This window comes from Parabacteroides sp. AF48-14, assembly GCF_003477465.1.
Taxonomy (GTDB): Bacteria; Bacteroidota; Bacteroidia; order Bacteroidales; family Tannerellaceae; genus Parabacteroides; species Parabacteroides acidifaciens.
Genome location: NZ_QUDI01000004.1, coordinates 96,710 through 121,718 on the forward strand (window position 1 = coordinate 96,710; position 25,009 = coordinate 121,718).

Here is a 25,009-nt window from a genome sequence, read left to right on the forward strand (position 1 = left end):
TTTCCCGGAAAACGGTTTTCTTTTACAGAAACAAGATTATTGTCATATAATCTTTCAGCTTCACCTTCAGTATCTTCAAGGCTTTGGATATATGAAATTCGACACTTTTGACCGACAGGGAGAAATGGGCGGCAATTTCCGGATAAGTCTTATTCTCATAGCGGCTCATGATAAAGATTTGCCGGGTTTTATCGGACATCATCGCCAAAGCCTCGTCCACCAGGCGTTGGGCCTCGTCACTGAAAATTTCCTGCGGGTCGCAGGCTTCGAGGGTGACAATACGCAGGTTAGTCACGCGTTGCTGATGCTCCCGAAGACGTTGCTCCACATCTTCACGGACACGAAGGTGGCGGAGATAATTCAGACATTTATGTTTGATCGTTTCCAAGATATAGGCCGGAATATTCGAGTCGGAAGCAAGCGTATGGCGGTTTTCCCAATAGTACATAATTCCCTCGACAGCAATATCCTCAGCTGCCGCATCATCTTGAATATACGTGTTGGCGAAACGCACAAACAATCCATGATAATCAGCAAACAACTTATTAAAAGCTTTTATATCCGAGGTTGTTGTCTCCATGGCTTTTCTTTTGATCGATAAAGATATGACAATTTTTTGTAATTAAACATATTGCCCAAAAATCCATCATCAATTGCACCGCTCCAATCAAAGCCGCAGCCCCGAATGTAACATTTTGTTATTTTTCATCTAAGATGGCTTCCATCTGATTACAAACGGTGACATTCTGCACAAGAAGGGTTCCATCTGATTACAAAAAGATTTTTTCAGGATCAGAAGGGTTCCATCTATCTGTAATTTTTTCATTTTATAGCAAGAAGGGCTCCGTCTAAGTACAAATTTTTCATTTTGTCCTTAGACGGAACCCTTCCGGTCGCAAATTTTTCATTTTGTAGTAAGAAGGCTACCCTTCCTACTTTATTTTCTCAAACCAGGGTAAACGTTCCAGCGGTGCCGTTACTTCGATTGTTTTCGGTCCCTTGAACTTTTTGCCTGTATCGTCCAGCCATACGCCTTTTGGCAACATGACTGTGCGGGTATGTTCTTTCGTCAAGACGGGAGCAACCAGATATTTGTCGCCCAACATAAACTGGTCCTTGCAATCGATGAAACCCTGATGCGGGAATACATATTCCATATGGCGGATGATCGGCTCACCGGTTTCGGCGGCATGATGGGCCAGTTCGAGGATATAGGTCCCCATCTTTTCGTGCAGATGCGCATAGTCGCGACAGATAGCCAAATGTTTCTCGTCGAGAATGCGCCAGGGGGCTACCGAGAATTGCATCATCGGCATCAACGCATGCACCTGGCAGGAACGGACGATCAGTTCCTGATCGAGCTTCGTCTGGTCCACACCTAAGAAAGAGCCGAACTGTCCTCCGCCGATCATATCCGGGCAAGCATACGCATAGCCCAGCAATCCGGCGGCAATCATATCCGGGACAAGGAGACCGACAGCCTTCCAGGAATAGTCTTTATCACCTAAGCGTTGTACCAATGCCTCACCGCCCATCTTCCATCCGGCACGATATTCATTGAACGGGAAGTCCAAACCGATCTTCGCCCAATATTGGCACATATCTACCGAAGTGGCCGACTTATCGTAAAACTCCAGCTCCGGATCATTATAGTGCCCGATGTCACCGGCATCGAACTTGAATCCGTCCACACCGTATTTTTCCTGCATACCGCGCAACTGTTGTTTCAAATGTTCGGCCGCAGCCGGATTGCTCAGGTCATAGCAAGCACTGTATCCGTTCCACCAAGGAATGATCGCTGCGGCATTCGTCCCTTTCTTCTTGATCAGATACCCCTTTTGCTGAAGTTCGCGAAACTCGGGACTGTCCGGGCTGACAAACGGGCAAATCCAGAACATGATCTTGAAACCCTGACGGTGCAAACGGTCGATCATCCCTTTCGGATCGGGAAACCGTTCGGGCTTGAAGTCGAAATTACCGTAGTATTTCTGCCAGTTATCATCCACCATAAAGACGCCTACCGGGAATTTGTTCTCCAACACGTTATCCGCATATTTCAGGATATCTTCCTGGTTCTGGTTGTACATCAGCTCGATCCAGGTATTATACTGCGGCATGGAGAAGAACAGCGGGTCCGGCAGCTGTCCCGAAGGCGGGAAATATTTAGTAGAGGCCGCCATATAAGCATCCCGTAATGTCCGCCCCGCCAGGACCGGCTCCATTTTCTCATAATCGGAATAGAGACGCAGCTCCCCATTCTCCACCTTAAAAGAAAAAGGCTTGTCGCTCCAGATATACCGTCCTTCGGAAGAAAGCAGCAACGGCACATTCTGGTTATTCAGGTTCTCGGCAGAGAGGTCGAACAGGCGCAAGTCCCCTTCAAAAGGCATCTTCGAGCCTAAGGCAACCATGCCGCCCCACCACTTTTCTCCGGCAAGAGAAGATATTTTCGATTCATACTTGCTTCCGGCAAAGCAGGGCAATGCCAAAAGAGCCAGTAAAAGAAGATAAATTGTTTTTTGATTCATGATATAATGATTAGTCAAATATTTCTGCAAATATACGTTTTACCGTCGGAATACAATCGCCTTCCGGTTCGCTCGGATAGGCATTTGTCGCTTTTGTCCAAGGTTCTTCGATTGCATAAAAATCGATTTCGGCAGGATTCTTGCCTTCCAACCGCTGCATCTGATAGTCGAACCAGGTTTTCCAGCGCATATAATAAAAGTCTTTCAAGATACCGTTCCATTCCCGGTGGGCATAGTCGCGCAAGCCTCCGTCGTCGGCAGCATTGCGGTTCCCCCAGGTAGTTATCTGTACACGGGCATTCCATTCATACAGGTCCTTTTCTCCGGCAGTATTTCCAAGACTGCGGGCACGGCCGATCCAGGTTCCGACCTTAAACTCGGAACGTGTTCCCAACAGTTCATCCTGTAGAAGGATCAGCCGCAGGAAGCGGTCGGCAGCTTCTTTATACAGCACTTTGTCACCGGCGGCATAGGCCGCTTCCGCCACCTTTTCCGTCAGGCGTCCCCGCTCGGCGATCGCCTGGCGGACAATATCGACCAGATCATATTCGAAATTATTATTTCCTTTGAACTGATCGGCAACGGATACCATCAGGGCAGCCGCGCGGATCACATCGTTCGGATCATAATAATCCTTCATTTCCGACCAACTCGAAACCTCATACGGGTGTTCGGTTGGACGGGCACAAAATACGGATTCATGCGTTCCCTGCTGCGTATTTGCATCCGGACAGTTATAAATGGAATTGCTCAACAAGATCCAGGCCTCCTGCACGGTCGGATTACTTTTCCCATAACGGGCTGCCGTGTACTCCTTCAACCACTGGTCCTTGTCGAAATGCTGCGGCCGCCAAGGCAGTTCGGTCAACAGTTCGAACATAACCGGGTTGTTCTCGCTTCCTTCCATCGTCATGCCGACACCTTTCAAAGTCTTGCCGAACGGACTTTCCTTTGCTTTGTAGAACTCGTCGATCACATGTTTCATCTTCCCGTGCAATCCGACGTTTCCGCCGTAGTTCAGCAACATACAGTAAATCCAATCGTGCTGCCCGAAACCGTCTTTCCGGTACCAGGTCGATTCGGGATCGCCCCACTGGGGACGGCTTTCAGCAAACAAATCCAACGCGATCAAATCACCGGCTTCCAGATTCCCGATCATTTTCGGGCGAGGGTTCGCCTGCCATGCCTGGGCCACCCAGACAGCTTTCGGATTATTCTTCTTCATCGCCTGCATTATTGCTTTTCCGGCGGCGTCCAGATCCACACCGGCTACACTTCCGCCTTCATGGAACGGGTCCATGCTATAATAGTTCGCTTTGCCGTACAGTTTGTTCATCTCCTTATAATATAAGGAAGCAATCTCCTGGAAACGCGGATCTGTCGGTTGCAGGAATGCTGGACGGCGATATCCGTTCCACAGCCCCGGGTCCGAAACATTCAATCCTAATTTTTCCTTTGCATTGTGGGGAACCATGCCGGAATAGCCCGGCAAGACAGGCTCGATGCCATATTCGCGCATCCGTCCGATGATACGTTTCTGAAGGGCTATCTGCTGCTTATACCAGCTGTCGGGATTCGGTCCGCCCCAACCTTCGAGGTTGTTCATTAGCCACCAGGCCTGAAAACCCGGACCGGCCACGAACTCGTTGATCTCCTCTTTCGTATAGCCCAGCTTGCTCAGCACATTCTGCCAGACACCGTCTGTCCCGACCATTGCCAACGGCAGGTTGATACCGTGCAAGGCCATCCAGTCGATTTCTTTCTCCCACCGTTCCCAATCCCAGAACGCCATCGTATAGGAAAAGGTACAATAGTTAAAATCATACCGGTACTTCATATCCGTTTCACGACGTTCCTTCTGTTTCACAGCAGGCAGTACTTCTGGCAGTTTTGCCTGCATACCGTTCCAGGAAAGATGGACTCCGGCATAATATTTCAGATACCAGTTCAACCCGGAAGCGATACTCACATAGTTATTCCCCCGGATCACCACCTTGTTGCCTTTCTGGTCAAGTTCAAAAAAATCAACAGGCGATTTCACCTGTTCAATCACAAATTTACGCGACGCACCTCTATCAATGCGTTCCAACAGCCCTTCGATAGGAGAAGCGGCTTTCACGGCAAGCGCAATCAGCAACATGCCGAGGATATGAATAATTCTCATTCGAATATGTTTAGACAATCAATTATTATTACTACTTACAAGCCATTATTCCACTTTTGTTTATCAGAAAATCGAATCCTCCGTCTCCGTAGTCAACAATTCCAGCGCCTTGATTCCCATCACCGAGTTCCCTTTCTGATTCAACCGGGGACTCCATACTGCGACCGAATAACGCTGCGGATAAATAGCGGCAATGCCTCCGCCCACACCGCTCTTACCCGGCAATCCGACCAGATAGGAAAACTCACCCGCTTCGTCATAAAAGCCACATGTTTGCATAATGGCATTCATGCGTTTGACTTGTGAAGAGGTCAGCTTAACTTCCCCATACTCGAAAGGAGAATAATGTGCGAAAGCTAAAAACGCATTGGACAAATCATGACAACTCATCTCTATGGAGCACTGTAAGAAATAGAAATGAAGTACTTCTTCTATCTCCCCCTCTATATTGTGATGGTATTTCAGCAGATTGGCAATCGCTGCATTCAAATAACTTTTCTCCCGTTCAGACCGGGCCACTTCCTCATTGTAGGAAATAGAGTCATTCCCACACAGGTTCCGGACAAAACGAAGGAAATCTTCTTTCGGATGCTTCAAATGCTTCAGTAAGACATCGGCCAATACGATAGCGCCGGCATTAATAAACGGGTTACGGGGAATCCCCTTCTCCACTTCCAATTGGACTAACGAATTGAAGGCTGTGCCGGAAGGCTCTTTTCCTACCCTCCGCCACAGTTCTTCCCCTTCGAAACTAAGGCACATGGCCAATAAAAACACTTTCGATATACTCTGGATAGAGAAGCGGGTCGTCGCATTTCCTTGCATAAAGACCTCTCCCTGTACTGTATTAATACACATACCGAATTGATCCGGATCGACGTTTGCCAATGCCGGGATGTAATCTGCCTGCTTGCCAACCTGTGCATAAGGCTGTATCTTCAGATAGATATTCTCAAGAATTTGTTGGTAATCCATGTCTTAGTCTGATCTTGTTTTAGTCTGATATTATTAATGTAGCCTCCCGTCCTTTCAGCAAAACATCCGGCAGGCCGGTATGTACAACAATTCACGTGTCACATGTCCGTCAATGTCGCGCAAGGTAGCTTTTCCTTCGGACACCTGCAAGCGTTCCGGCTCAATGGATGTGATTTGCAATCCTTTTTCCGGTATAGCCCGGTAACCTCCAGGTTACTCATGATTTTACTTGTTAGCAGAGAGAAAAAAGGCCGCAAATGAAGCGGCCCTTTCCTTAAAATTAAATATAGACACCAAAGAGAATCGGATTAATAACCCGGATTCTGGATTACCTGTCCCTTACTTTCATTGATAACAGACTGAGGAAGCGGCATCAGCGTCATATAATCCTGTGCAGTCACAGAGTTTTTATATTTGCGTGCATACTCGATATATTTTCCGTGGCGGATCAAGTCTGTACGGCGTGCACCTTCAAACCACAGTTCATGGCCACGTTCTTCCAATACCTTATCCAGGAAATCCTGAACATCCTTGACATCCGAAAGCGTGTAAGCAGTAAGACCGGCACGTGTGCGAACCATATTCAGCAAATCGAGAGCTTCCTGGTTAACGGCATTATTCTTGCGGACGATCGCTTCAGACAAGAGTGTTACAACATCTGCATAACGGTAAACGATCCAGTCGATCTGGCTTTCTTCACCCGTAGCAGCAGGATCTTCACCATACTTAACCGGCATTGCACCTGTCTGCAGTACAGTTCCAGGATTGGCTTCATTATAAAGAACACCATCCGTACCTACAAATTCACCGACCAAGACTTCCAGACGTTTATCACTTTTATCAAATGTATGATAGAAGTCCCATAATACACGGTAACCGCCCCATTTCTGGATACTTTCATTTCTTGTCGGATATTGGCTTGACAATACGTGTGCCAGCCAAAGTTGTTGATTTACACTACTGCTACATACGGCAGCCCAAATTGTTTCCGGATTTCCTTCGTTTTCAAGCGTAAAGATATCTTTATAGTTTGCCATCAAAGAATAGCCATATTCAGGTTTCATCAGCTCACGACCGCATTCTTCAGCTTTTGCCCATTCTTTTTCATGCATATACAACTTCATCAAAACCGTATAAGCCAGACCTTTTGTGAAACGGCCATAATTGCTGTCCGTCACCTTGTAAGTAGCCGGCAGTACAGCGATCGCAGCCTTCAGATCGTTTTCGATAAAGGTTACCATTTCAGCCTGGGAAACACGCGGGATAATCTGTTCACCCAGCGGATCGTTTAACTGTTCCAATGTCGGGATCTGGATCGGTCCGTAAAAATCATACAACATATAGGCTAACCAACCACGTCCGCAATAAAGCTCTGCATTCAAGCGATTTTTGGTTTCTTCCTTCATCTCTATTCCGGAGATACGGTCGAGCGCCAACGTCATCTTACCGATGAAATTGATATGGTTCTTATAGATTTTCGTCGGACAATCGGATGTCGAGCTGAAATTCACGTCCAGCAAATCAGGCCAGCACACATCATTCCACTGGCAATAACCGATATCCGTCGTCATATCTCCAATCACATGGATACCGCCGTTGGCAGCCGTAAACATTCCATCGTACCAGTTCGAACGGAACGGAGCATAAGCCGCAGCCGTTACCAATGCATTCGCATCATCTTCATTAACCGGGAAGATACCCGGGTTAATCACATCATACATTTCCGATTCCAGATTCGTACAGGACGGCAGAAACGCAGTACTTGCTAACGATACAGATAATATATATAATAACTTTTTCATCTTATTCTTTATTTAGACGTTAATTAAAATGTTATATCCAACCCAATACTGAAACTTCTCACGTTCGGGTAAGCCCATACAGAGTTATCTGTTTCCAGATCGAGACCGTTATACGGAGTGATCATGAACGGATTGTTGATATCTGCATAAACACGTACATTAGAAAGCAGACTCTTATTCATCGGGATTGTATATCCTAACGTAATGTTACGACAACGGATGAACCAGCTCTTTTCCAGATAGTAGTCACCGATCTTACCGGTACTTGTGCTACCTGCCGGAACCGGGCTCTTATCCTGGAAATATCCCGGACGGCTTGCAGAAGTATTGTCATGAGACCATACGTCTTTCGCAGAAACCGGCATATTGTAACCACGATACATATTGACAATACCGGTCATACCGTCGGCACCTGTCAACCACAAATCTTTATAAGAACCGACATTCCAAAGACCAAACTGTCCGTAGAAATAAACATTCAGGTCGAAGTTCTTCCAACGCAATGTATTGTTGAAACCCATCAGATAGCCAGGGTCTTTACTTCCGTAAATTTCCATATCGGCTTCATCGATCTTACCGTCAGGCTTACCGCTCTTCAATGGAATACCGTTCTTATCAACCTTCATTGTTCCGTCTTCATTGTAAACGTAACCGTTCAAGTCTTTAATCTTTACCTGTCCGGGAACAGAACCCGGCATCCAATCAACCGTTTCACCTTCCTGGATCAGTCCATCCGCTCTATAACCGAAATAATAACGGATCGGAGCATTATACTGGGAATAAGCAGCCGGTTTCCAGCTATCGTCACGGGTTTTCCACTTATCGCGATAGAATGAGAATGTCAGGTCGGAACTCCAGCTAAAGTCTCTTGTTTCAATGTTTTTCGAATTGATTGTCAACTCAAAACCCTGACTCTGTGTCTCGCCGATATTTGCCGAGATTTTGCTCACTTCATTGTAAGACAACAACGTACGTTCGCTCAACAGGTCGGAAACGACTCTGTGGAAATATTCAGCCGTCACATTCAGGCGATTGTTCAAGAAGCCATATCCAAACCAAGGTTCCATTCTGTTGTTGTTTCCCACTTCAAATCCGGGTTACCCATCTGGCTCAGATAAACACCTACAGATTCAGTACCGCCAAATTCATTGTTATATCCTGTTTTATAATAGGAGATCGCCTTATTTCCGATATTGGAGTTACCGGTCTGTCCGTAGCTCAGACGCAGTTTACCACTGGAAAGAACATTTGTCAACGGCTGCATAAATTCTTCTTCCGTGAATCTCCAACCTACTGCAACTGAAGGGAAGTAACCCCAACGGTTGTTCTTGGCGAAGTTTGAAGCACCGTCGGCACGCAGTGTAGCTGTCAACAGATAACGGTCTTTGAATGAATAGTTCACACGACCGAAGAATGATGCCATCTCGTCTTTAGAAGCAGAAGAACCGACACTTGGTTTCGGATAAGCACCTGCTCCCAGGTTATTGAACAGGAATCCATCGATCAGGAACTGGCTGTTACCGGCAGACAAAGATTCATCCGTAAAACGCTGGAAAGAATAACCAACCAAAGCATTCAGGTTATGATCGCCGAAACGTTTCGTATAGTTAGCCGTCAATTCCATCAGATAATCCGATTTGTCATATTGGGCAATATCTGCCTGACCATCTTTCTTTGCACCGTAAAGAGTCGTTTTCGGCAGATAAACCTTATGTTTCTGATAATTACGGTCAATACCCAAATTAGCCTTCAAAGTTAAATCCTGGATCGGCTTTATTTCAATAAATGAAGTAGCCAATAATCTTTCTTTTATTGTCTTATCCGTGATTTCAAGCAAAGAAACCGGGTTAGGCAAGAAAGCAGCTTCACTGTTCAATACATATTCGCCATCCGCATCTTTAATCGCCAAAATCGGATTAAACTGGGCTGCGGCAACCATGATACTGGCATTTTCATTCTGGCCGGAACCCAGAGGAACGTTATCCATCTGGTTTCTGGACAATGTCATGTTCACACCCACCTTCACATATTTACTAACCTGCTGTTCCAAATTCACACGGCCTGTAAAACGTTCCATTCCATTGTTCTTGACAACACCTTCCTGCTTGAAGAAGTTACCGGATACCAGATACTTGGTCATTTCCGTACCACCATTGATCGAGACGTTGTGCTGAGTCTGGAAACCTGTGCGGGTAATTTCGTCGAACCAGTTCGTGTTATTGGCCGGATTGGCAATCTGGGCATCCGTATAGCGGGGAGTATAAGGAGAAGAAGCCTGTGCTTCGCTCTTGCCGCCATAAATACCGATACCGTTATCTTTCATCCATTGTTCTTTCTGATAACGATTGGACTGGATCATAAAATCGGATGCGTTCAGCATGTCATAATCAGTAGCAAGCGTCTGTACGGTTGCTGTTCCCGAATAAGTGACTTTCGGCGCTCCTGTCTTACCCTTCTTGGTAGTCACAATGATCACACCGTTACCGGCACGTGAACCGTAGATCGCAGTAGAACTTGCATCTTTCAGCACTTCGATCGATTCGATATCGTTCGGGTTGATCGAAGCCAGAATATTATCAGTCGTTCCGCTGGAATATTTACCGGTTTTCAACTTATCTTCATTCGGAGAACTGACAGGGAAACCGTCAATAATGATCAACGGATCATTGCTTGCATTAACAGATGCAGCGCCACGGATACGGAAGTTAGAACCGCCACCAGGCTGTGCACTGACTGTATTCACCTGCAAACCGGCAGCTTTACCGGCCAAGGCGTGGCTAATCGTAGAAACCGTTCCGACGGGAGCATCATCCATTTTAACGGAAGCAACAGCACCGGTCAAGTCTTTTTTCTTCATCGTACCATAGCCGACCACAACTACTTCTTCCAAGGCCTGCGTGTCTTCCTTCAGAAGAATGCTTATCGTGGTTTTACCTTTTACAGGAATATCCTGTTGAAGATAACCGATAAAAGAAATCTGTAAAATCGCATTTTCCGGTACTTCGATAGAGAAGTTTCCGTCCATGTCGGTAGTCGTGCCGTTAGTCGTTCCCTTCTGGATCACATTCGCTCCGGCCACCGGTCCGAATGCATCGTTTACGGTTCCCGTAACTTTACGTGTCTGGTTGACTATGGCAACAGAAGAAACTGACTTGGTTTCATCATCCGAAGTAAGCACGATATGACGATCCTTAATTGTGTACTTCAGTCCTGTCTTAGCTGCAATAGCATCCAAGACTTCCTGAATATTCGCATTTTTCTTGTTAATAGAGATCTTTTCATTCTTATTGATCTCTTCCAGGTTATAGAAAAACAAAAACTCGGATTGTTTCTCTATTTGCTTTAATACACTCTCCAAAGTCGCATTTTTGGCAGAGACATTTACAGTTGCAGTTTGTGCATAGGTCGATGCGACGACCGATGAAAGACAAACCAACAACATAACAAGTGTTAATTTCATGATTTTTATAGTTCTTTTCAGATTAACAGAAACAACTATACGTTGATTATTCATACTTTTGATTGTTAAAAGATTAAACATCATCCCACGGCAATGGGAGTTTAATTGATTCACGCATTTTTTACTTAGAAGAGAAGATCCGGCAAGATTTTCTCTTCTTTTTTATTAGACTTAACTGGTATTCATTTCATTTTATCCTCTCTAAGATTAGCATTGTTTTATATCTATATTTCTGAAATAGTTACTTGATGGTCGTTGATCTTATACCGGATGGGGATCGACAAATGGATAATCTCCAAAATATCCTTAATGCTTTGCCCGCGATAAAACGTCCCGGTAAAAGTACGGCGGTTCAAGGCTTCCGATTTGACGGTAAACTGCACACCATACACATGGCTCAGCCGATATAAAATGGCTTCAAGGCTCTGTTCGGGGAAATAATAATAGCCGGTAGTCCATGAGACAAACTGATTGGCGTCAACCTGTTGCAGGAGGGCGGATTGTGTATTCCTATTATATATAAATTGCTCGTTTGGCTTCAGTATTGTCGGCAATGAAAGGTTCGAAGTCGTCAACAACACAGAACCGTCCAGCAAGGTAGTAGTCAGAAGCGAGTCGCTCGAATAAGCGGATACGTTAAACTTTGTCCCGAGCGCTTCGATAGACTGTTCTTTCGTTTCGACTATAAAAGGCTTGTCTTTCTCTTTGGCGACTTCAAAATAGGCCTCTCCTTCCAGATGGACGATACGTTTGGACTTTCCATAATGGGAATCATAAGCAAAAGAAGTCCTGGAGCCAAGACTGACACGGGTTCCGTCGGGTAGCACCACGACATCCGCTTCAAGCCCGTCTCCTCCGACATAACGGGTGATATATGTCTCGCTTTCTTTCTGGGAAAATATAAAAATAGAGGAAGTCACCGCTGTTGCAATCATTGCAACAGCCGCATAAGTACTTATGCGCAGCCAGAAGGATTGTTTTTTATGCTGGCGTGACGTTCTCTTTTCAAGAAGTCGAAGCCAGCTATCTTGTATTTCAGATTTTTCACGGGATGGCGTACAGGCTTCATAAAGCGCTTTCGTTTCGAAAAACAGCTTTTTGTTGTCTGCACTTTCGTTCACCCAGACATAGAAATTGTCTAAGTCCCGACCGTGCAGCCGTCCTTGCAGATATCCGATGATTAATTCTGAATGTTCGTTTTCCATTTTCACTTATTTATTAGACGCAGATACAAAGTCGACACATGGTTAACTTGCTTCTTACATTTATACAACGAACGGGAAAAGAAAAGTACTCACAAGAAAAACCACTTTTTTTTAAAATTTTAGCCTCAACGACTGAAACAAAAGTCTCAACGGTCGAAACTAAAGTTTCAGCCGAGGAAACTAAAATTTCAGCCGATGAAACTAAAGTTCCACAGGCATGAAACTAAAGTTTCAATAGCACGAAACTTCTGAAACTTTAGTTTCAAACTTTCGAGCGGTTGAAACTTAGTATAAAAAATAAGAGGGGGACTGTGTACATATGATTAAAATAGATACTTTTGTACTTTCATATTACATATATAATAGTAACGATTTTAAAAGCTATGATAAACGAAGCAATCTCGTCCATCCTGCAGCAAGAAGCTGAAGCAGTACGCAACATTCCGATAACAGACGGCTATGAAGAGGCTGTGACGCTCATCGTGAAACACGTGCACGAACTCGGTGGCAACCTGATCACCAGTGGAATGGGTAAAGCAGGGCAAATCGCCATGAATATCGCCACCACTTTTTGTTCAACCGGTACGCCCGCCTACTTCCTGCATCCCAGCGAAGCGCAGCATGGCGACCTCGGCATCGTCCGTAAGAACGATGTCATGTTGCTTATCTCCAACTCCGGCAAGACGCGCGAGCTGCTCGAGCTGGTGGAACTGACACGCGGCCTTGTCCCCGAAATGCAGTTCATCGTTATCACCGGCAACCCCGACAGCCCGTTAGCAGCCGAAGCGACCATCTGTTTGCCGACCGGCGCCCCGAAAGAAGTTTGTCCGCTGGGACTGACTCCCACCACCTCGACAACCGTCATGACCGTGATCGGCGACCTGCTGGTAGTGGGAACCATGAAACGGATTAACTTCAGCTACGCCGACTATGCCAAACGGCATCACGGAGGCTACTTAGGTTCCAAAAGCCGCGAACAGTGCAAAACCGTAAACAAATAACAACATGAGAAAGGTAATCGGCATCGGAGAAACCATCCTGGATATCATCTTCAAGAACAACCGGCCCCATGCGGCTGTGCCCGGCGGCTCGACCTTCAACGGCCTGATATCTTTAGGACGCCTCGAAGTTCCCGTCTCCTTCATCAGCGAATTGGGGAACGACCGCGTCGGCGACTTTATCCGCGATTTCATGGTGGAGAACAACCTCTCCACCGAGTTCGTAGACCGTTTCCCCGACGGGAAAAGCCCTGTCTCGCTCGCTTTCCTGGATGACGACAACAATGCCAGCTACACTTTCTACAAAGACTACCCGAAGCAACGCCTCGACGTGCCTCTGCCGGAGATTAACGAAGACGACATCTTCGTCTACGGCTCCTACTATTCGCTGAACCCCGTCCTGCGCAAACGGATGGTGGAATTTCTCGACTATGCGCGCGAGCGCAAAGCGATCCTCTACTACGATCCGAATTTCCGCAAGGCGCATGCCGACGAAGCGATACGCCTCAGACCGACGCTGCTCGAGAACTTCGAGTATGCCGATATCGTGCGCGGGTCCGACGAGGACTTTCTCAACATCTTCGGGCAGGCAGACACGGAAAAGGTCTATACCGACCATATCCGCTTCTACTGCGACCGCTTCATCACTACGCACGGAGCCGACGGCGTCAACCTCTACTGCGGTGACTGCCGCCAGCACTACGATTCGCCCTCCATCCGCCCTGTCAGCACGATCGGAGCCGGAGACAACTTCAATGCAGGCATCATCTATGGTCTGTTAAAATATAATGTCCGCTACCGCGACCTCGCCAACCTCCCGAAAGAGACGTGGGCCAATATCATCCGATGCGGGATAGACCTGGCGACGGAAGTCTGCCAAAGTTATGACAATTACATTTCTAAAGAATTTGCTACCTCCTACCTCCGGCAGTCTTAAATATCATTAACCCGGGGTAGAAAGAAACTTGTTTTTCATTATCTTTGTAAGGTATGAGTAGTAGTAATATGATATTAGAACGATTTCTTTTCCTGTTTACCAGTGTGACCTTATTGGCAGGATGCAGCTCCGGCAGGGCACCTGAGATACACGCGCTCTGTCTGCGTGACGACATCGGTAACTACATTATTAAATGGGAAACCGATCCTCACACCGACGGGGCGATGAAACTGTATGTTTCCGACACTCCCGACTCTTTCGATATGTCCAATCCGTGCGGCTATGCCAACATCAACGACGGAAGGCTGACATATATCACCAACGACAACATCACCCGCAAATACTTCCTCCTGTCGTTCAACGACAAATATTACCGGACCGTCGGCGCCCGTTCCGTCCAGATGGACAGCGTGCAGAACCTGCGCGATATCGGCGGCTACTTCGATGAACACGGCAAGCGGAAGACACAGTGGGGCAAGGTATTCCGTTCCGGCGAGCTCAAATCGCTGAGCCGCAACGACACGACCCGGCTGCAAAACCTGGGGATCAGGACTGTCATCGACCTCCGGGGAGAAGACGAGATAGCTCTCGCCCCCGAGAAATATGCCGGAGCAAACATCATCTCCATTCCTATTCCCGTAAGGGACAAAGAGCTTGTCCGCCACCGCCTGGAAGAAGGACGGATGCGCAAGGGAGACGGACTTGTCTTCATGCAGGACACTTACCTGCGCTACGTGACGGAAGACAGCGAACAGTTCGGCAAAGCCCTGAAAGTATTTCTCGATAAAGACAACTATCCGATCCTGGTGAACTGTTCATTGGGGAAAGACCGTGTCGGTTTCCTGACCGCGATGCTCCTGTCCGCCCTCGACGTGCCGGAAGAAACGATTATGAAGGATTATATGGTTTCCAACAGCAATATAAACATCGGACAGCTTGCCTGCATGGCACGCGATCTCAATACGGATGCCCAGGAAACGATTACAGTCCTGCTCAACGCAAACGAGACATGGCTCGACCTGGCTTTCAATAAGATTAAAAAAGAGTATGGCTCGACCGATAAATATCTGTCGCAAGGGCTGCATCTTTCGGAAAAAGAGCGTAATACACTAAAAGATATTATCCTATACTGAAAAGTATCCGAATTATTTGCGTACCTTTGTGCCCACTCTGAATTTATTATATATACATATATCACATTTTGAAAACATTTGAAGAATTAGGAGTTGCCGCACCAATACTGAAGGCAATTCAAGAAATGGGCTATGAATCGCCCATGCCGGTACAGGAGGAAGTGATTCCATTCTTACTGGGAGACGACAACGACGTAATTGCATTAGCGCAGACAGGTACAGGTAAAACAGCCGCATTCGGCCTTCCTATCCTGCAAAAAATCGATGTAGCGACATATCAGCCCCAAGCACTTGTACTTTGTCCCACCCGTGAACTCTGTCTGCAGATTGCCGACGACTTGAACGACTATTCCAAGTATATCGACAACCTGAAAGTCCTTCCCGTCTACGGAGGTTCGAGTATCGAGAGCCAGATCAAGACGTTGAAACGCGGCGTGCACGTAGTAGTCGCCACTCCGGGACGCCTCCTGGACCTGATGAACCGCAAGACGGTCGACCTTCGCCTGGTGAAGAACGTCATCATGGACGAAGCCGACGAGATGCTCAACATGGGCTTTACCGACAGCATCAACGCGATCCTCGCCGAGGTTCCGGAAAACCGTAATATGTTGCTCTTCTCAGCCACCATGCCGAAGGAGATCGCCAACATCACGAAGAAATACATGAAGAACCCGAGGAAATCGTGATCGGGAACAAGAACGAAGGGAACAAGAATATTCGCGATATCTATTATATGGTACAGGCACGCGACAAATACCTCGCCCTGAAACGTATCGCCGACTTTTACCCGAATATCTACGGTATCGTCTTCTGCCGAACCCGCAAGGAAACACAGGAGATTGCCGACAAACTGATACAGGACGGCTACAACGCCGACTCGCTGCACGGCGAATTGAGCCAGGCGCAGCGCGACTATGTGATGCAGAAGTTCCGCGTCAAGAATATCCAGTTGCTGGTCGCCACCGACGTAGCAGCCCGAGGCTTGGACGTAGACGACCTGACACACGTCATCAACTACGGTCTGCCCGATGAAGTGGAATCCTATACGCACCGCCGCGGCCGTACCGGTCGTGCCGGAAAGACAGGTATCTCCATCTCCATCTGCCACGTCAAGGAGAAAGGCAAGATCCGCGAGATCGAACGTATCATCAACAAGAAATTTGAAAAAGGCGAAATGCCTACCGGACACGCGATCTGCGAAAAGCAGCTGTTCAACCTCGTAGACCAGATAGAAAAGGTGAAGGTGAACGAAGAAGAAATCGCATCCCTGATGCCCCAGATCTTCCGTAAGCTGGAATGGCTGGACAAGGAAGACATCATCAAGCGTGTCGTCTCTCTCGAGTTCAACCGCATGATCGACTATTACAAGGATGCCGATGAAATCCAGCAGGTAGACGAACGCGCCGCCCGCAGCGACAGAGGCGAACGTGGCGAACGCCGTTCCTTTGCCGCCGAAGAAGGCTATTCACGCTTCTTCCTCAACTTCGGTAAGGCAGACGGCCTCTATCCGAACCAGCTGATCGAACTGGTCAACAAATGCGTCACCGGAAAAGTGCGCATCGGCAAGATCGACCTGCGCGAAAACTTCTCGTTCTTCGAAGTGGACGAACACGAAGCACAACGCGTCATGGACAGCATGAACGGATTCGAAATCGACGGACGCCGTATCTCCGTCGAACCCGCACAGGGCAAAAAGGGAGAAGGCGAAGGTCGTGGCGGTAAACGCAGCTATGGCCGTAGCGAAGGCGGTTACAAAGGCAGACGTGACGGAGGCAAAGAAGGCGGACGCCGCTACGAACGATCAGACCGCACCTTCCGCAAGGACGAACGCGACAGCGATCGCCCTTGGAAACGGACACCGGCAGCACGCGATGCCCGCAAGAAAAAACGTTTCTAAAAATAGCAACTGTTCTTTCATTGCAAATAGGAAGCAAAACACTTATTTTACCAAGCAAAAAGAAAGAATATATCTCGCACAGCAAAGACTTTTGATGCAAATACGATAATATTTACATCAAAAGTCTTTACTTGTTTAACCGAAAACATCTTACAATAAGACACGAATTAGCCTATATTTTATTACATTTTAATACGAATTGAATGAAATCTAAAACAAATAGTAACAACTATTCATTTTACACCACACAAATTCATCTTTCCTTACTCTATATAAATACCTATTCATATATTTGCATCGTGTAGGTATTGAGAAGGTTTTAGGTTGCATTTTATCAGGCAATTAGATTTATAGTTATCAAAAACGTTTCAGTTATGAATAAAGTTATACTTTCTATTACAGCTCTACTTCTTCTGAATATGCCTGTAAAGGCTCAGAATGCGGAAACAATCAATCCTGAAATAAAGGCTCTGTATACTACCACAGAAACAGACCTCCGCGACTGGATGTCCTACTTAGTCTCTCCCGAATGCCGGGGAAGGCTGACCGGTGATCCCGGTTTCTTCCGGGCAGTAAACTACACTGCAAATCTGTTCAAAGAATGGGGATTGGAACCGGGAGGAGACAACGGAACCTATTTCCAGAACTTTCCCCATCCCTATACAGAAGTAAAAGAAGGGGGATATTTCAACCTGTATATACCGGTAAACAAAAACTGGATAGCCAAAGACTATCCTTACCCCGACCACTACATGGTTGGAGGTACATCCGACTCCGGTGAGTTGAAAAAGCTCGACCTCGTTTATATCGGTTATGGAATCACCGCTCCCGAGTTGAATTACGACGATTATAAAGGCATTGACGTAAAAGGCAAGATCGTAGTCTGCGAGCGCGACGTCCCTTACTAGGGGAAAGACCCGAAATTGCAGAAAAGCTGGACTCCCTACCAATATCATAACCGGAAAATGACAAACGCCGTCGAACACGGCGCCGCAGGCATGTTGTATGTAACCGTGACCGGTAACCCCAATCCCGGATGGAACAAAGGCTTCATCTATGCTTGCATCAGCGACAGTGTTGCCGCCGACATCTTTGCCGGTACGGGGAAAGATCACCTGACAGTAAAAGCGAATATCGACAAGACACTCAAGCCGAATTCGTTCCCGATCAATAAGAAAGCCGATATCAAGGCAGTCACGCAATACCACCCCGACGGAAAAGGCTGTAACGTAATCGGCATACTGAGAGGCAGCGATCCCACGCTCGCCCCGCAGGTGATCGTAGCCGGCGGACACATCGACCACATCGGTATGATGCCCGTCCTGATGCCGGGTGCGCTCGACAATGCATCCGGTACGGTGATCGTAATGGGAGCCGCCAAGGCGCTGGCCCAATCCGGCTACAAGCCCAAACGCACCCTTATGTTTGTGCTCTTCGGCGGTGAAGAAACCGGACTGATCGGCAGCGAATACCTCGCCTCGCACCCGGTCGTGCCGAACGAGAACATCAAGGCGCTCATCAACATCGACTGCTTAGGTACGGGTTACGGACTGGGAGCCAGGATCGCACCGAAACACAGTACCTTGTTCAACTATCTCGAAAAGGCTAACGACACCTACGTGAGACGTCCATTCAAGGCAGTCCCCGGACGCGACGAAATCATCACCCGTCCGCGAACCGACGATGCCAACTTCTTTGTAAAAGGAGTACCCACCATCAGCCTGTTCTCTTTCGGGGCCACGGAACGGACTCCCTATCATCATCCCGGCGATGTGATAGACCTCATTCACTTCGACATCGTAAAAGATGCCGTCAAACTGCTTTCGGAAACAATGATAGAAATGGGCGACGCACCAGAGATCGAGGCGACCGCCCGCTAAGTACATATATCGCTTCAGAAGCGAGCCTATGCCTTCTTTAGATTAAATACCTACACACTTCATGTTTAATCTAAAAAGAAAAGAACGACATGGCTACAAAAAGAAGCATATTCTCAATTCTCGTTTTCTTCCTGATGACAACCGCTGTCGCGTTTGCACAGAAGAAAATCACAGTGACCGGTACAGTAAATGAACCCGGTATGGGCCCTATCCCCGGCGCCACTGTTATCATACAGGGGACGTCGATAGGATGCGTAACAGACTTCGAAGGAAAATACTCGTTGGAGAGCCCGGCTGACGGCGTCCTCGAATTTCGCTTCATCGGTATGGAGACAAAAGTCGTACCGGTCGGAGGCAAGACAGTAATCGACGTGGATATGGAAAGCAACACCGTCGCAATGGATGAAGTGGTGGTGGTAGGCTACGGCACGCAATCACGCAGGACCGTCACCGCCTCCATCTCTACGGTACGGGCCGATGCGATCAAAGACATCCCCGCGGCCAGCGTAGACCAGGCCCTGCAGGGACGTGCCACCGGTATCAGCATCATCAACCCTTCGGGCGAAGTCGGACAGGCGCCGATCGTCCGTATCCGGGGTGTCGGGTCCATCACGTCGGGCACGCAACCCTTGTATATCGTAGACGGGATGCCGATCCAGACCGGCAACCTCTCTTACGGGGGTAACGTGAACGCGCTGGCAGACATCAACCCCTCCGACATCCTGTCCATGGAAGTACTGAAAGACGCTGCCGCTGCCGCGATGTACGGTTCGCGTGCCGCCAACGGAGTCATCCTGATCACCACCAAGAAAGGATCCAGCGAGAAGACCAAAGTATCGTACGACGGCTGGTTCGGCGTCACGACCCGTTCCAAATTCTTCGATGTGATGAACGCGCAGGAATACGTGGACTTCAAGAACCAGGCTGTCCGCAACCGCTACGGGACGGACGAGATGTCGCTGACCGAAGGTTACACGTCGCCCTACGGCAACAAAGCCTTCAACATGTGGCAGCTTTCCGACGGCAGCTATGTGGACAGCGACTGGAAATCGGCCGCCTTCCAGACCGGTTTGCAGCACAACCACACCGTCTCCGTACAGGGCGGTTCCGAGAAGACACAGTTCTACCTCTCCGGCAACTATACCGACCAGAAAGGAATGGTAAAAGGCGACAAGTTCAACCGCCTCGGAACCAATGCCAGCGTATCCAGCCAGGCAACCGAATGGCTGAAAGTGGGAGCCAACGTCAATGCCTCCACCTCCCAGACCCAATATACCGACCGGTCGCGCAAAGGCGGTACGTTTGCCACCGAAGGATTCACCCGTATGGCGATCATCAACCCGCCCAACGTCCCTATCTATAACGAAGACGGGACACCTTATTTAGGTGAAGGCGGTTACTTAGGCATGAGCCCGAACACAGTCAAGAACGGCTACACCAACCCCGCCGCCCTGCTGACCTACGGCAGCGGCGTACAGTCCGAGATCACCCGTATCCTGACCAGCGTATTCGCCGACATAAGTCCAGTCGAGGGATTGACGCTCCGTACACAATACGGCATCGACCACTCGCGCGTGGAAGATAAGATCTTCAATACAGCCATGATGTTCGGCGATACCGAGAACGGCCATGCAGCCAACTATGCAGCCAAGAGCACACAGGCAACCTGGACCAACACCGCGACCTACACTTTCAGCCTGGGCGAACACCACTTCGACATCCTGGCCGGTATCGAATCATTCGAAAAGAAGCTGGATCGCTGGGGAGCCGCGCGCGACATCCTTTTAGACGATAAATACGAAGTCTTCCAGGGTCCCTTCGCTACCATCTCGGCAGACGGGAACGCCATTTCCGAAAGTAGCCTGCTCTCCTATCTCGGACGTGTCAACTACGACTACCAGGCCCGCTACATGCTTTCCGTCAACTTCCGCCGAGACGGTTATTCAGCCCTGAGCAAAGATCACCGCTGGGGTAACTTCGGTGGAGCTTCGGCAGCCTGGCGTATCTCGTCCGAAAAATTCTTCGAACCGCTATCCAAAGTGATAACCGACTTGAAGATCAAGGGCAGCTGGGGTATCGTCGGTAACACCAACGTGGCCGACTATGCCTCCAAATCCTACTATTCGAACGGTTACTACGGTGACAACGGGAGCTACCTGTTGGGACAGATCGCCGACTCGAAGAACCTGAAATGGGAGTCGAGCACGAAATACGACGTCGGTTTCTCCGCCCAGCTGCTGAACAATATCACGGTGGACTTCGATTACTACAAAACCGTCTCGTCCGACCTGATCCTGAACGTCCCGGTATCTCCCTCGAAAGGTATCCCCAACAACTACATCACCACCAATGCCGGCAAGATGAACAACACAGGTATCGAGCTGAACATCGGGGCGGACATCATCAAGACTAATGATTTCACTTGGAACAGCAGTTTCAACATCACCACGACGAACAATAAAGTGACGAAACTTGCAGACGGCATCGACCAGCTGGTATCCGGAAGTTCCACCGAAACGACCAACATCACCGTGCCGGGCAAATCTATCGGCCAACTCTACGTCTATCCGACCGGCGGTATCGACCGCGAAACGGGACGCCGTATCTTCTACGGAAAAGACGGGACGAAGGTACTGCTCATGTACGAAAAAGACGGACGCTTCTTCACCGAGGACGGACAGCCGTATGCCGAGAGCGACATCGAGCCGGTCATCTGCGGCAATACGCTGCCTACCTTCTACGGCGGGTGGACCAACAACTTCCGCTACAAGGACTTCGACCTCTCCATCCTCTTCCAGTATTCCGGCGGCAACTACATCTACAACGGGACAACGGCCACCAACAGCGACATGCGTTATTGGAACAACACCACCGACGTACTGGAGAACTACTGGACACCGGAACGCAAGGATGCCAAATATGCCTATCCTATCTATGGCGACAACTATTCCAACGGTTCCGCCAAGCCCATCTCCGACTGGGTGGAGAAAGGCGACTACCTGCGTCTGAAGAACATCTCGCTGGGCTATACGTTCAGCACGAAGAAATGGCCGAAGAAGTTAGGCATAAGCTCCCTCCGCGTCTACGCACAGGCGCAGAACCTGTTCGTCATCACCGGCTACAGCGGCCTGGACCCGGAAGCCCTGACCAACAACACGAATGCCAACCTGCGCGGCGGTACGGACAAGAACACCCTGCCCCAGGCCAAGGTCTATACATTCGGTATGAACGTCACTTTCTGACAACCCCTAATATGTTTAACGATAAAACACAGGAAATATGAAAACAACATTGATATATACCCTATCGCTCGGCCTGCTGGTGGCCACAACCGGATGCAGTGACTTTTTGGAAAAAGAACCTCCACTGAACATTACGGAACAAGACGTCTTCTCCTCCCCCGAACGTTTGGACGGAGCCGTACTCGGCTTGTACGGCAAGATTAAAAACCCGTTCATGGGAGCCAAGACATACGTCTGCATCGAGAATATCGGCGACGACATGGTCAACGTCTCCGGCAACGGATACGAGGCGCTGGCCTCCTACGAGATGAACGTCGGCATGTCTACACAGGACAACGTAGACACCTGGAACGCCGCCTACCAGGCCATCAACAGCGCGAACACCTTCCTTAGCAGCCTCGAAAATGCCAAAGAAACGGCCGGAAACAAGTACGACCAGTATGTGCAGGAAGCCAAATTCGTACGGGCTTTCTGCTATTACTACCTGAATATGCTATATGCGAAACCTTATAAACTGGACAACAATGCCAAATCGGTCCCACTCCGTCTGAAAGCGGAAAACGACCTGTCGGGCAATGATTGCCCGCAGTCGTCCGTCAAAGAGATATTCGAACAGGTACTCCGCGACCTCAGCGACATTTCCGCCTGCCGGCAACGGGAAACACCTACGCCACTGTCACCCGCGCCTCGCAAGCGGCAGCCTGTATGCTCCGGATGCGCTGCTACATGGCTATGGAAGAGTGGGACAAAGCGATCGCGGCCGGAGAAGCCATCAGCGGATATGCTTTGAGTCCGGATATTGCAACTGTTTTCTCCGCCCCTTACTATTGCGAAGAGACGATCTTCACCTTTCCTATGGCCAGCACCAACCAAGCCGGTATGCAGGCAGCCGTCCCTTATTTCCACTACAGCGGTTCGTCCTTGGTGCTCGATGTCAAAAGCGGCATACAAGGCAAAGCGGGTTACGGATTGGAAAGCGATGCCCGTATCTCTGAGTTGACGGGTACGGCCAACTCGCAACCGATACTAAAGAAGTTCACCGACGGGGCGAGCTATCTGGACTGGGTGCCTATCTTCCGCTATGCGGAGACGCTGCTCAACCTGGCGGAATGCTACGCGATGACAGGCAATGAGGAGAAAGCCAAAAGCGCACTTGCCCAGGTACGCCATCGCTCCGTTCCCGCCGCTTCCGACCCTCTGGATATCGCTTCCCTCAGTGGCGAACGCCTGAAAGAGGCAATCTACAACGAACGGCGGGCCGAGCTTATCGGCGAAGCCATCCGCGCACTCGACATCCATCGGCGGGCCGAGAATTTCGTCAAAGGACAAGGTACTCCCAAAGCCTTCACCGTAACCCCGACTACTAACGGTTACATCTGGCCGATACCGACAATCGAACGGGCGGTAAACAAACTGATCACGGATTAGTCTAACCAACGGTATAAGCCGACAGCCCTCACCCGACAAAGGTGGGGGCTTGTTGTTTCAACATCCTGAACCCGATCCGACAATACAGGCATTTCTTCTTCTCACAATATTCGCGCTTCAACTGAATCAGCGCCTGGCTGTCGCCCGCATGGCGGACAGTGATGCCAGCATGGCAGAAGGAGGAAACAATGCTGTTCTTTTCCGGCGGAATGCTTTCCAGAAGACGGGTGGCCCGTTCGCAATATTCGGGCTGTTTGTTGCGGAGTCCATAAGCAAAAAGCATCGGGACAACCGTATTGATCAGCAGGATATTCAAGGCATTCTCACCCATCGGTTTCTCTTTCCGGGGAGAGGCATAGCGGAAATGGTAGTGCGTTTCCCAATAGTCCGAAGGGGAAACACGGAAATACTTCTTAATATCCCCGGTACTGCCTGCTTCCAGGATTGCGGAAAAAAGGGTGTCGTGCTGTACCCAGAGAGTCGCTAACTGGGCCACTTTGAGATAAGGAAAGTTCACGGGCCGGGTACGCAGGCTCTTAAACACAAAATCATCCATTGGCGAAAGGTCGAACTTATGACGCAGGAACTCGTATTCGCGTTGCAACAACCGGTAATAATGATCCTCATTCTCTTCCGCCAACATACCCGCCTGCCCGAAAAGCATCGCCTCCACCTGCGAAGAGCTGCTCCTCTGTTTCCGGATGCAACGGAGCGGAAGGCTCTTTGCCAGTCTTTCGAACGCATCGTTATTCACGCCAAAACCGAAATTACGGGTTAAAGTAATATAAAAAACTTCATTCCAATCGTTGTTATAGGCATCCAGAAGGGTAAAGATGTCATGCGTTTTCCGTTCCAGCCGCTCGCTCAGCAATGCTTCCAGCCAGCAGTCTATGTGCAATGATTCGATCTGACGGATATAATCGAGGCACGGAAGGGAAGCCTCGCGGTAGAGCAGCCAGTCTATGCTCCGGGCGACAGTGTCGGGGACAGCTAAGACCAACTGCGGAATCGGTTCGCCATTCGTCCGGACAGGCAGGAAATCATTCACACCGGTGACATGCAGGACCACGCTGTCGTAAGCCTTGTCCGTATCATGGTGATGAAGCAGCCAGTCAGAAGCTTTATCATGTATTTCCACACTTCCGGCCCATAACGTTCCGTCGATTTTTATTTTTGCATTGAAGAAGTCCGGTCCCGCATCCGTATTCTGCATTCCGGGGTCAATCACCTGGACAGGGCGTCCGTCTGTAGTAGCCAAAGAAGCGGCTGCGTAAAGTTTGTATTTCCAAACATAATGTAATAAACGTTCCATCTTTTTTCAGAGTTAAGATTTATGTCCCAAATCTAAGCATTATTCTTT

Annotated in this window: 15 protein-coding genes and 2 pseudogenes; 9 read left to right on the top strand and 8 right to left on the bottom strand. The window is 48.8% G+C overall.

The genetic code is table 11. The annotated features are described in order from the left end of the window. Positions 1 to 22: 22 nt before the first annotated feature. The 7 genes and pseudogenes from DW083_RS03215 to DW083_RS03250 all read right to left on the bottom strand — a co-directional run bounded on the left by DW083_RS03215 (position 23) and on the right by DW083_RS03250 (position 12,134). On the bottom strand, positions 23 to 580 hold the full coding sequence (locus DW083_RS03215) for an RNA polymerase sigma-70 factor (protein ID WP_115499318.1): 558 nt from the start codon (positions 578 to 580) through the stop codon (positions 23 to 25). Positions 581 to 932: 352 nt separating this feature from the next. After that, entirely contained in the window at positions 933 to 2,528 is a 1,596-nt protein-coding gene (locus tag DW083_RS03220; RefSeq protein ID WP_122331433.1) for a glycoside hydrolase family 31 protein, read from the bottom strand. Positions 2,529 to 2,538: 10 nt separating this feature from the next. Further along, a complete protein-coding gene (locus tag DW083_RS03225) occupies positions 2,539 to 4,692 on the bottom strand; it encodes an alpha-N-acetylglucosaminidase (RefSeq protein ID WP_122331400.1) in 2,154 nt (717 codons plus the stop codon). A gap of 63 nt (positions 4,693 to 4,755) precedes the next feature. Then, positions 4,756 to 5,667, bottom strand: a complete 912-nt coding sequence (locus tag DW083_RS03230; protein ID WP_122331401.1) for a glutaminase — start codon at positions 5,665 to 5,667, stop codon at positions 4,756 to 4,758. Positions 5,668 to 5,975: 308 nt separating this feature from the next. After that, positions 5,976 to 7,469, bottom strand: coding sequence for a RagB/SusD family nutrient uptake outer membrane protein (locus DW083_RS03240; RefSeq protein ID WP_122331402.1), 1,494 nt, complete (start codon positions 7,467 to 7,469; stop codon positions 5,976 to 5,978). A gap of 23 nt (positions 7,470 to 7,492) precedes the next feature. Then, a pseudogene (locus tag DW083_RS03245) lies at positions 7,493 to 10,983 on the bottom strand (TonB-dependent receptor). A 170-nt stretch (positions 10,984 to 11,153) separates the two neighbouring features. Beyond that, positions 11,154 to 12,134 (bottom strand): FecR family protein, encoded by a 981-nt coding sequence (locus DW083_RS03250; protein ID WP_122331403.1) that lies wholly within the window; start codon positions 12,132 to 12,134, stop codon positions 11,154 to 11,156. Positions 12,135 to 12,517: 383 nt separating this feature from the next. On the opposite strand from DW083_RS03250, the gene DW083_RS03260 reads away from it, so the two are divergent. From DW083_RS03260 to DW083_RS22495, 9 genes and pseudogenes are all read left to right on the top strand, one after another. Beyond that, positions 12,518 to 13,135, top strand: coding sequence for an SIS domain-containing protein (locus DW083_RS03260; RefSeq protein WP_115499306.1), 618 nt, complete (start codon positions 12,518 to 12,520; stop codon positions 13,133 to 13,135). Between the two features lie 4 nt (positions 13,136 to 13,139). After that, positions 13,140 to 14,069, top strand: coding sequence for a carbohydrate kinase (locus DW083_RS03265; protein WP_115499305.1), 930 nt, complete (start codon positions 13,140 to 13,142; stop codon positions 14,067 to 14,069). Between the two features lie 68 nt (positions 14,070 to 14,137). Beyond that, positions 14,138 to 15,202 carry a tyrosine-protein phosphatase gene (locus DW083_RS03270; protein ID WP_115499334.1) on the top strand — a complete coding sequence of 355 codons (1,065 nt, stop codon included), beginning with the start codon at positions 14,138 to 14,140 and terminating at the stop codon, positions 15,200 to 15,202. 125 nt (positions 15,203 to 15,327) lie between these two features. After that, a pseudogene (locus tag DW083_RS03275) lies at positions 15,328 to 17,099 on the top strand (DEAD/DEAH box helicase). A 374-nt stretch (positions 17,100 to 17,473) separates the two neighbouring features. Next, positions 17,474 to 18,007, top strand: coding sequence for a hypothetical protein (locus tag DW083_RS03280; RefSeq protein WP_122331405.1), 534 nt, complete (start codon positions 17,474 to 17,476; stop codon positions 18,005 to 18,007). 57 nt (positions 18,008 to 18,064) lie between these two features. Further along, the gene (locus DW083_RS03285) at positions 18,065 to 18,979 is read left to right on the top strand and encodes a M28 family metallopeptidase (RefSeq protein ID WP_122331406.1); all 915 of its coding nucleotides are present in this window, start codon (positions 18,065 to 18,067) and stop codon (positions 18,977 to 18,979) included. 89 nt (positions 18,980 to 19,068) lie between these two features. Next, positions 19,069 to 22,221, top strand: a complete 3,153-nt coding sequence (locus tag DW083_RS03290; RefSeq protein ID WP_233551726.1) for a TonB-dependent receptor — start codon at positions 19,069 to 19,071, stop codon at positions 22,219 to 22,221. A gap of 37 nt (positions 22,222 to 22,258) precedes the next feature. Continuing rightward, positions 22,259 to 23,011, top strand: coding sequence for a RagB/SusD family nutrient uptake outer membrane protein (locus DW083_RS22490; RefSeq protein WP_233551727.1), 753 nt, complete (start codon positions 22,259 to 22,261; stop codon positions 23,009 to 23,011). Beyond that, a complete protein-coding gene (locus DW083_RS22495) occupies positions 22,954 to 23,649 on the top strand; it encodes a RagB/SusD family nutrient uptake outer membrane protein (protein WP_233551728.1) in 696 nt (231 codons plus the stop codon). Before DW083_RS22490 ends, DW083_RS22495 begins: the two co-directional genes overlap by 58 nt. Before the next feature lie 28 nt (positions 23,650 to 23,677). Here DW083_RS22495 and DW083_RS03300 read toward each other — a convergent pair whose 3' ends face one another. Beyond that, positions 23,678 to 24,961 (bottom strand): DUF2851 family protein, encoded by a 1,284-nt coding sequence (locus DW083_RS03300; RefSeq protein WP_122331407.1) that lies wholly within the window; start codon positions 24,959 to 24,961, stop codon positions 23,678 to 23,680. Positions 24,962 to 25,009: the final 48 nt, after the last annotated feature.

Bases quoted from the DNA above. Each gene is read 5' to 3' on its own strand.
- DW083_RS03215 (WP_115499318.1), bottom strand. From the start codon at position 580: ATGGAGACAACAACCTCGGATATAAAAGCTTTTAATAAGTTGTTTGCT.
- DW083_RS03220 (WP_122331433.1), bottom strand. From the start codon at position 2,528: ATGAATCAAAAAACAATTTATCTTCTTTTACTGGCTCTTTTGGCATTG.
- DW083_RS03225 (WP_122331400.1), bottom strand. From the start codon at position 4,692: ATGAGAATTATTCATATCCTCGGCATGTTGCTGATTGCGCTTGCCGTG.
- DW083_RS03230 (WP_122331401.1), bottom strand. From the start codon at position 5,667: ATGGATTACCAACAAATTCTTGAGAATATCTATCTGAAGATACAGCCT.
- DW083_RS03240 (WP_122331402.1), bottom strand. From the start codon at position 7,469: ATGAAAAAGTTATTATATATATTATCTGTATCGTTAGCAAGTACTGCG.
- DW083_RS03250 (WP_122331403.1), bottom strand. From the start codon at position 12,134: ATGGAAAACGAACATTCAGAATTAATCATCGGATATCTGCAAGGACGG.
- DW083_RS03260 (WP_115499306.1), top strand. From the start codon at position 12,518: ATGATAAACGAAGCAATCTCGTCCATCCTGCAGCAAGAAGCTGAAGCA.
- DW083_RS03265 (WP_115499305.1), top strand. From the start codon at position 13,140: ATGAGAAAGGTAATCGGCATCGGAGAAACCATCCTGGATATCATCTTC.
- DW083_RS03270 (WP_115499334.1), top strand. From the start codon at position 14,138: ATGATATTAGAACGATTTCTTTTCCTGTTTACCAGTGTGACCTTATTG.
- DW083_RS03280 (WP_122331405.1), top strand. From the start codon at position 17,474: ATGAATAAAGTTATACTTTCTATTACAGCTCTACTTCTTCTGAATATG.
- DW083_RS03285 (WP_122331406.1), top strand. From the start codon at position 18,065: ATGACAAACGCCGTCGAACACGGCGCCGCAGGCATGTTGTATGTAACC.
- DW083_RS03290 (WP_233551726.1), top strand. From the start codon at position 19,069: ATGGCTACAAAAAGAAGCATATTCTCAATTCTCGTTTTCTTCCTGATG.
- DW083_RS22490 (WP_233551727.1), top strand. From the start codon at position 22,259: ATGAAAACAACATTGATATATACCCTATCGCTCGGCCTGCTGGTGGCC.
- DW083_RS22495 (WP_233551728.1), top strand. From the start codon at position 22,954: ATGGAAGAGTGGGACAAAGCGATCGCGGCCGGAGAAGCCATCAGCGGA.
- DW083_RS03300 (WP_122331407.1), bottom strand. From the start codon at position 24,961: ATGGAACGTTTATTACATTATGTTTGGAAATACAAACTTTACGCAGCC.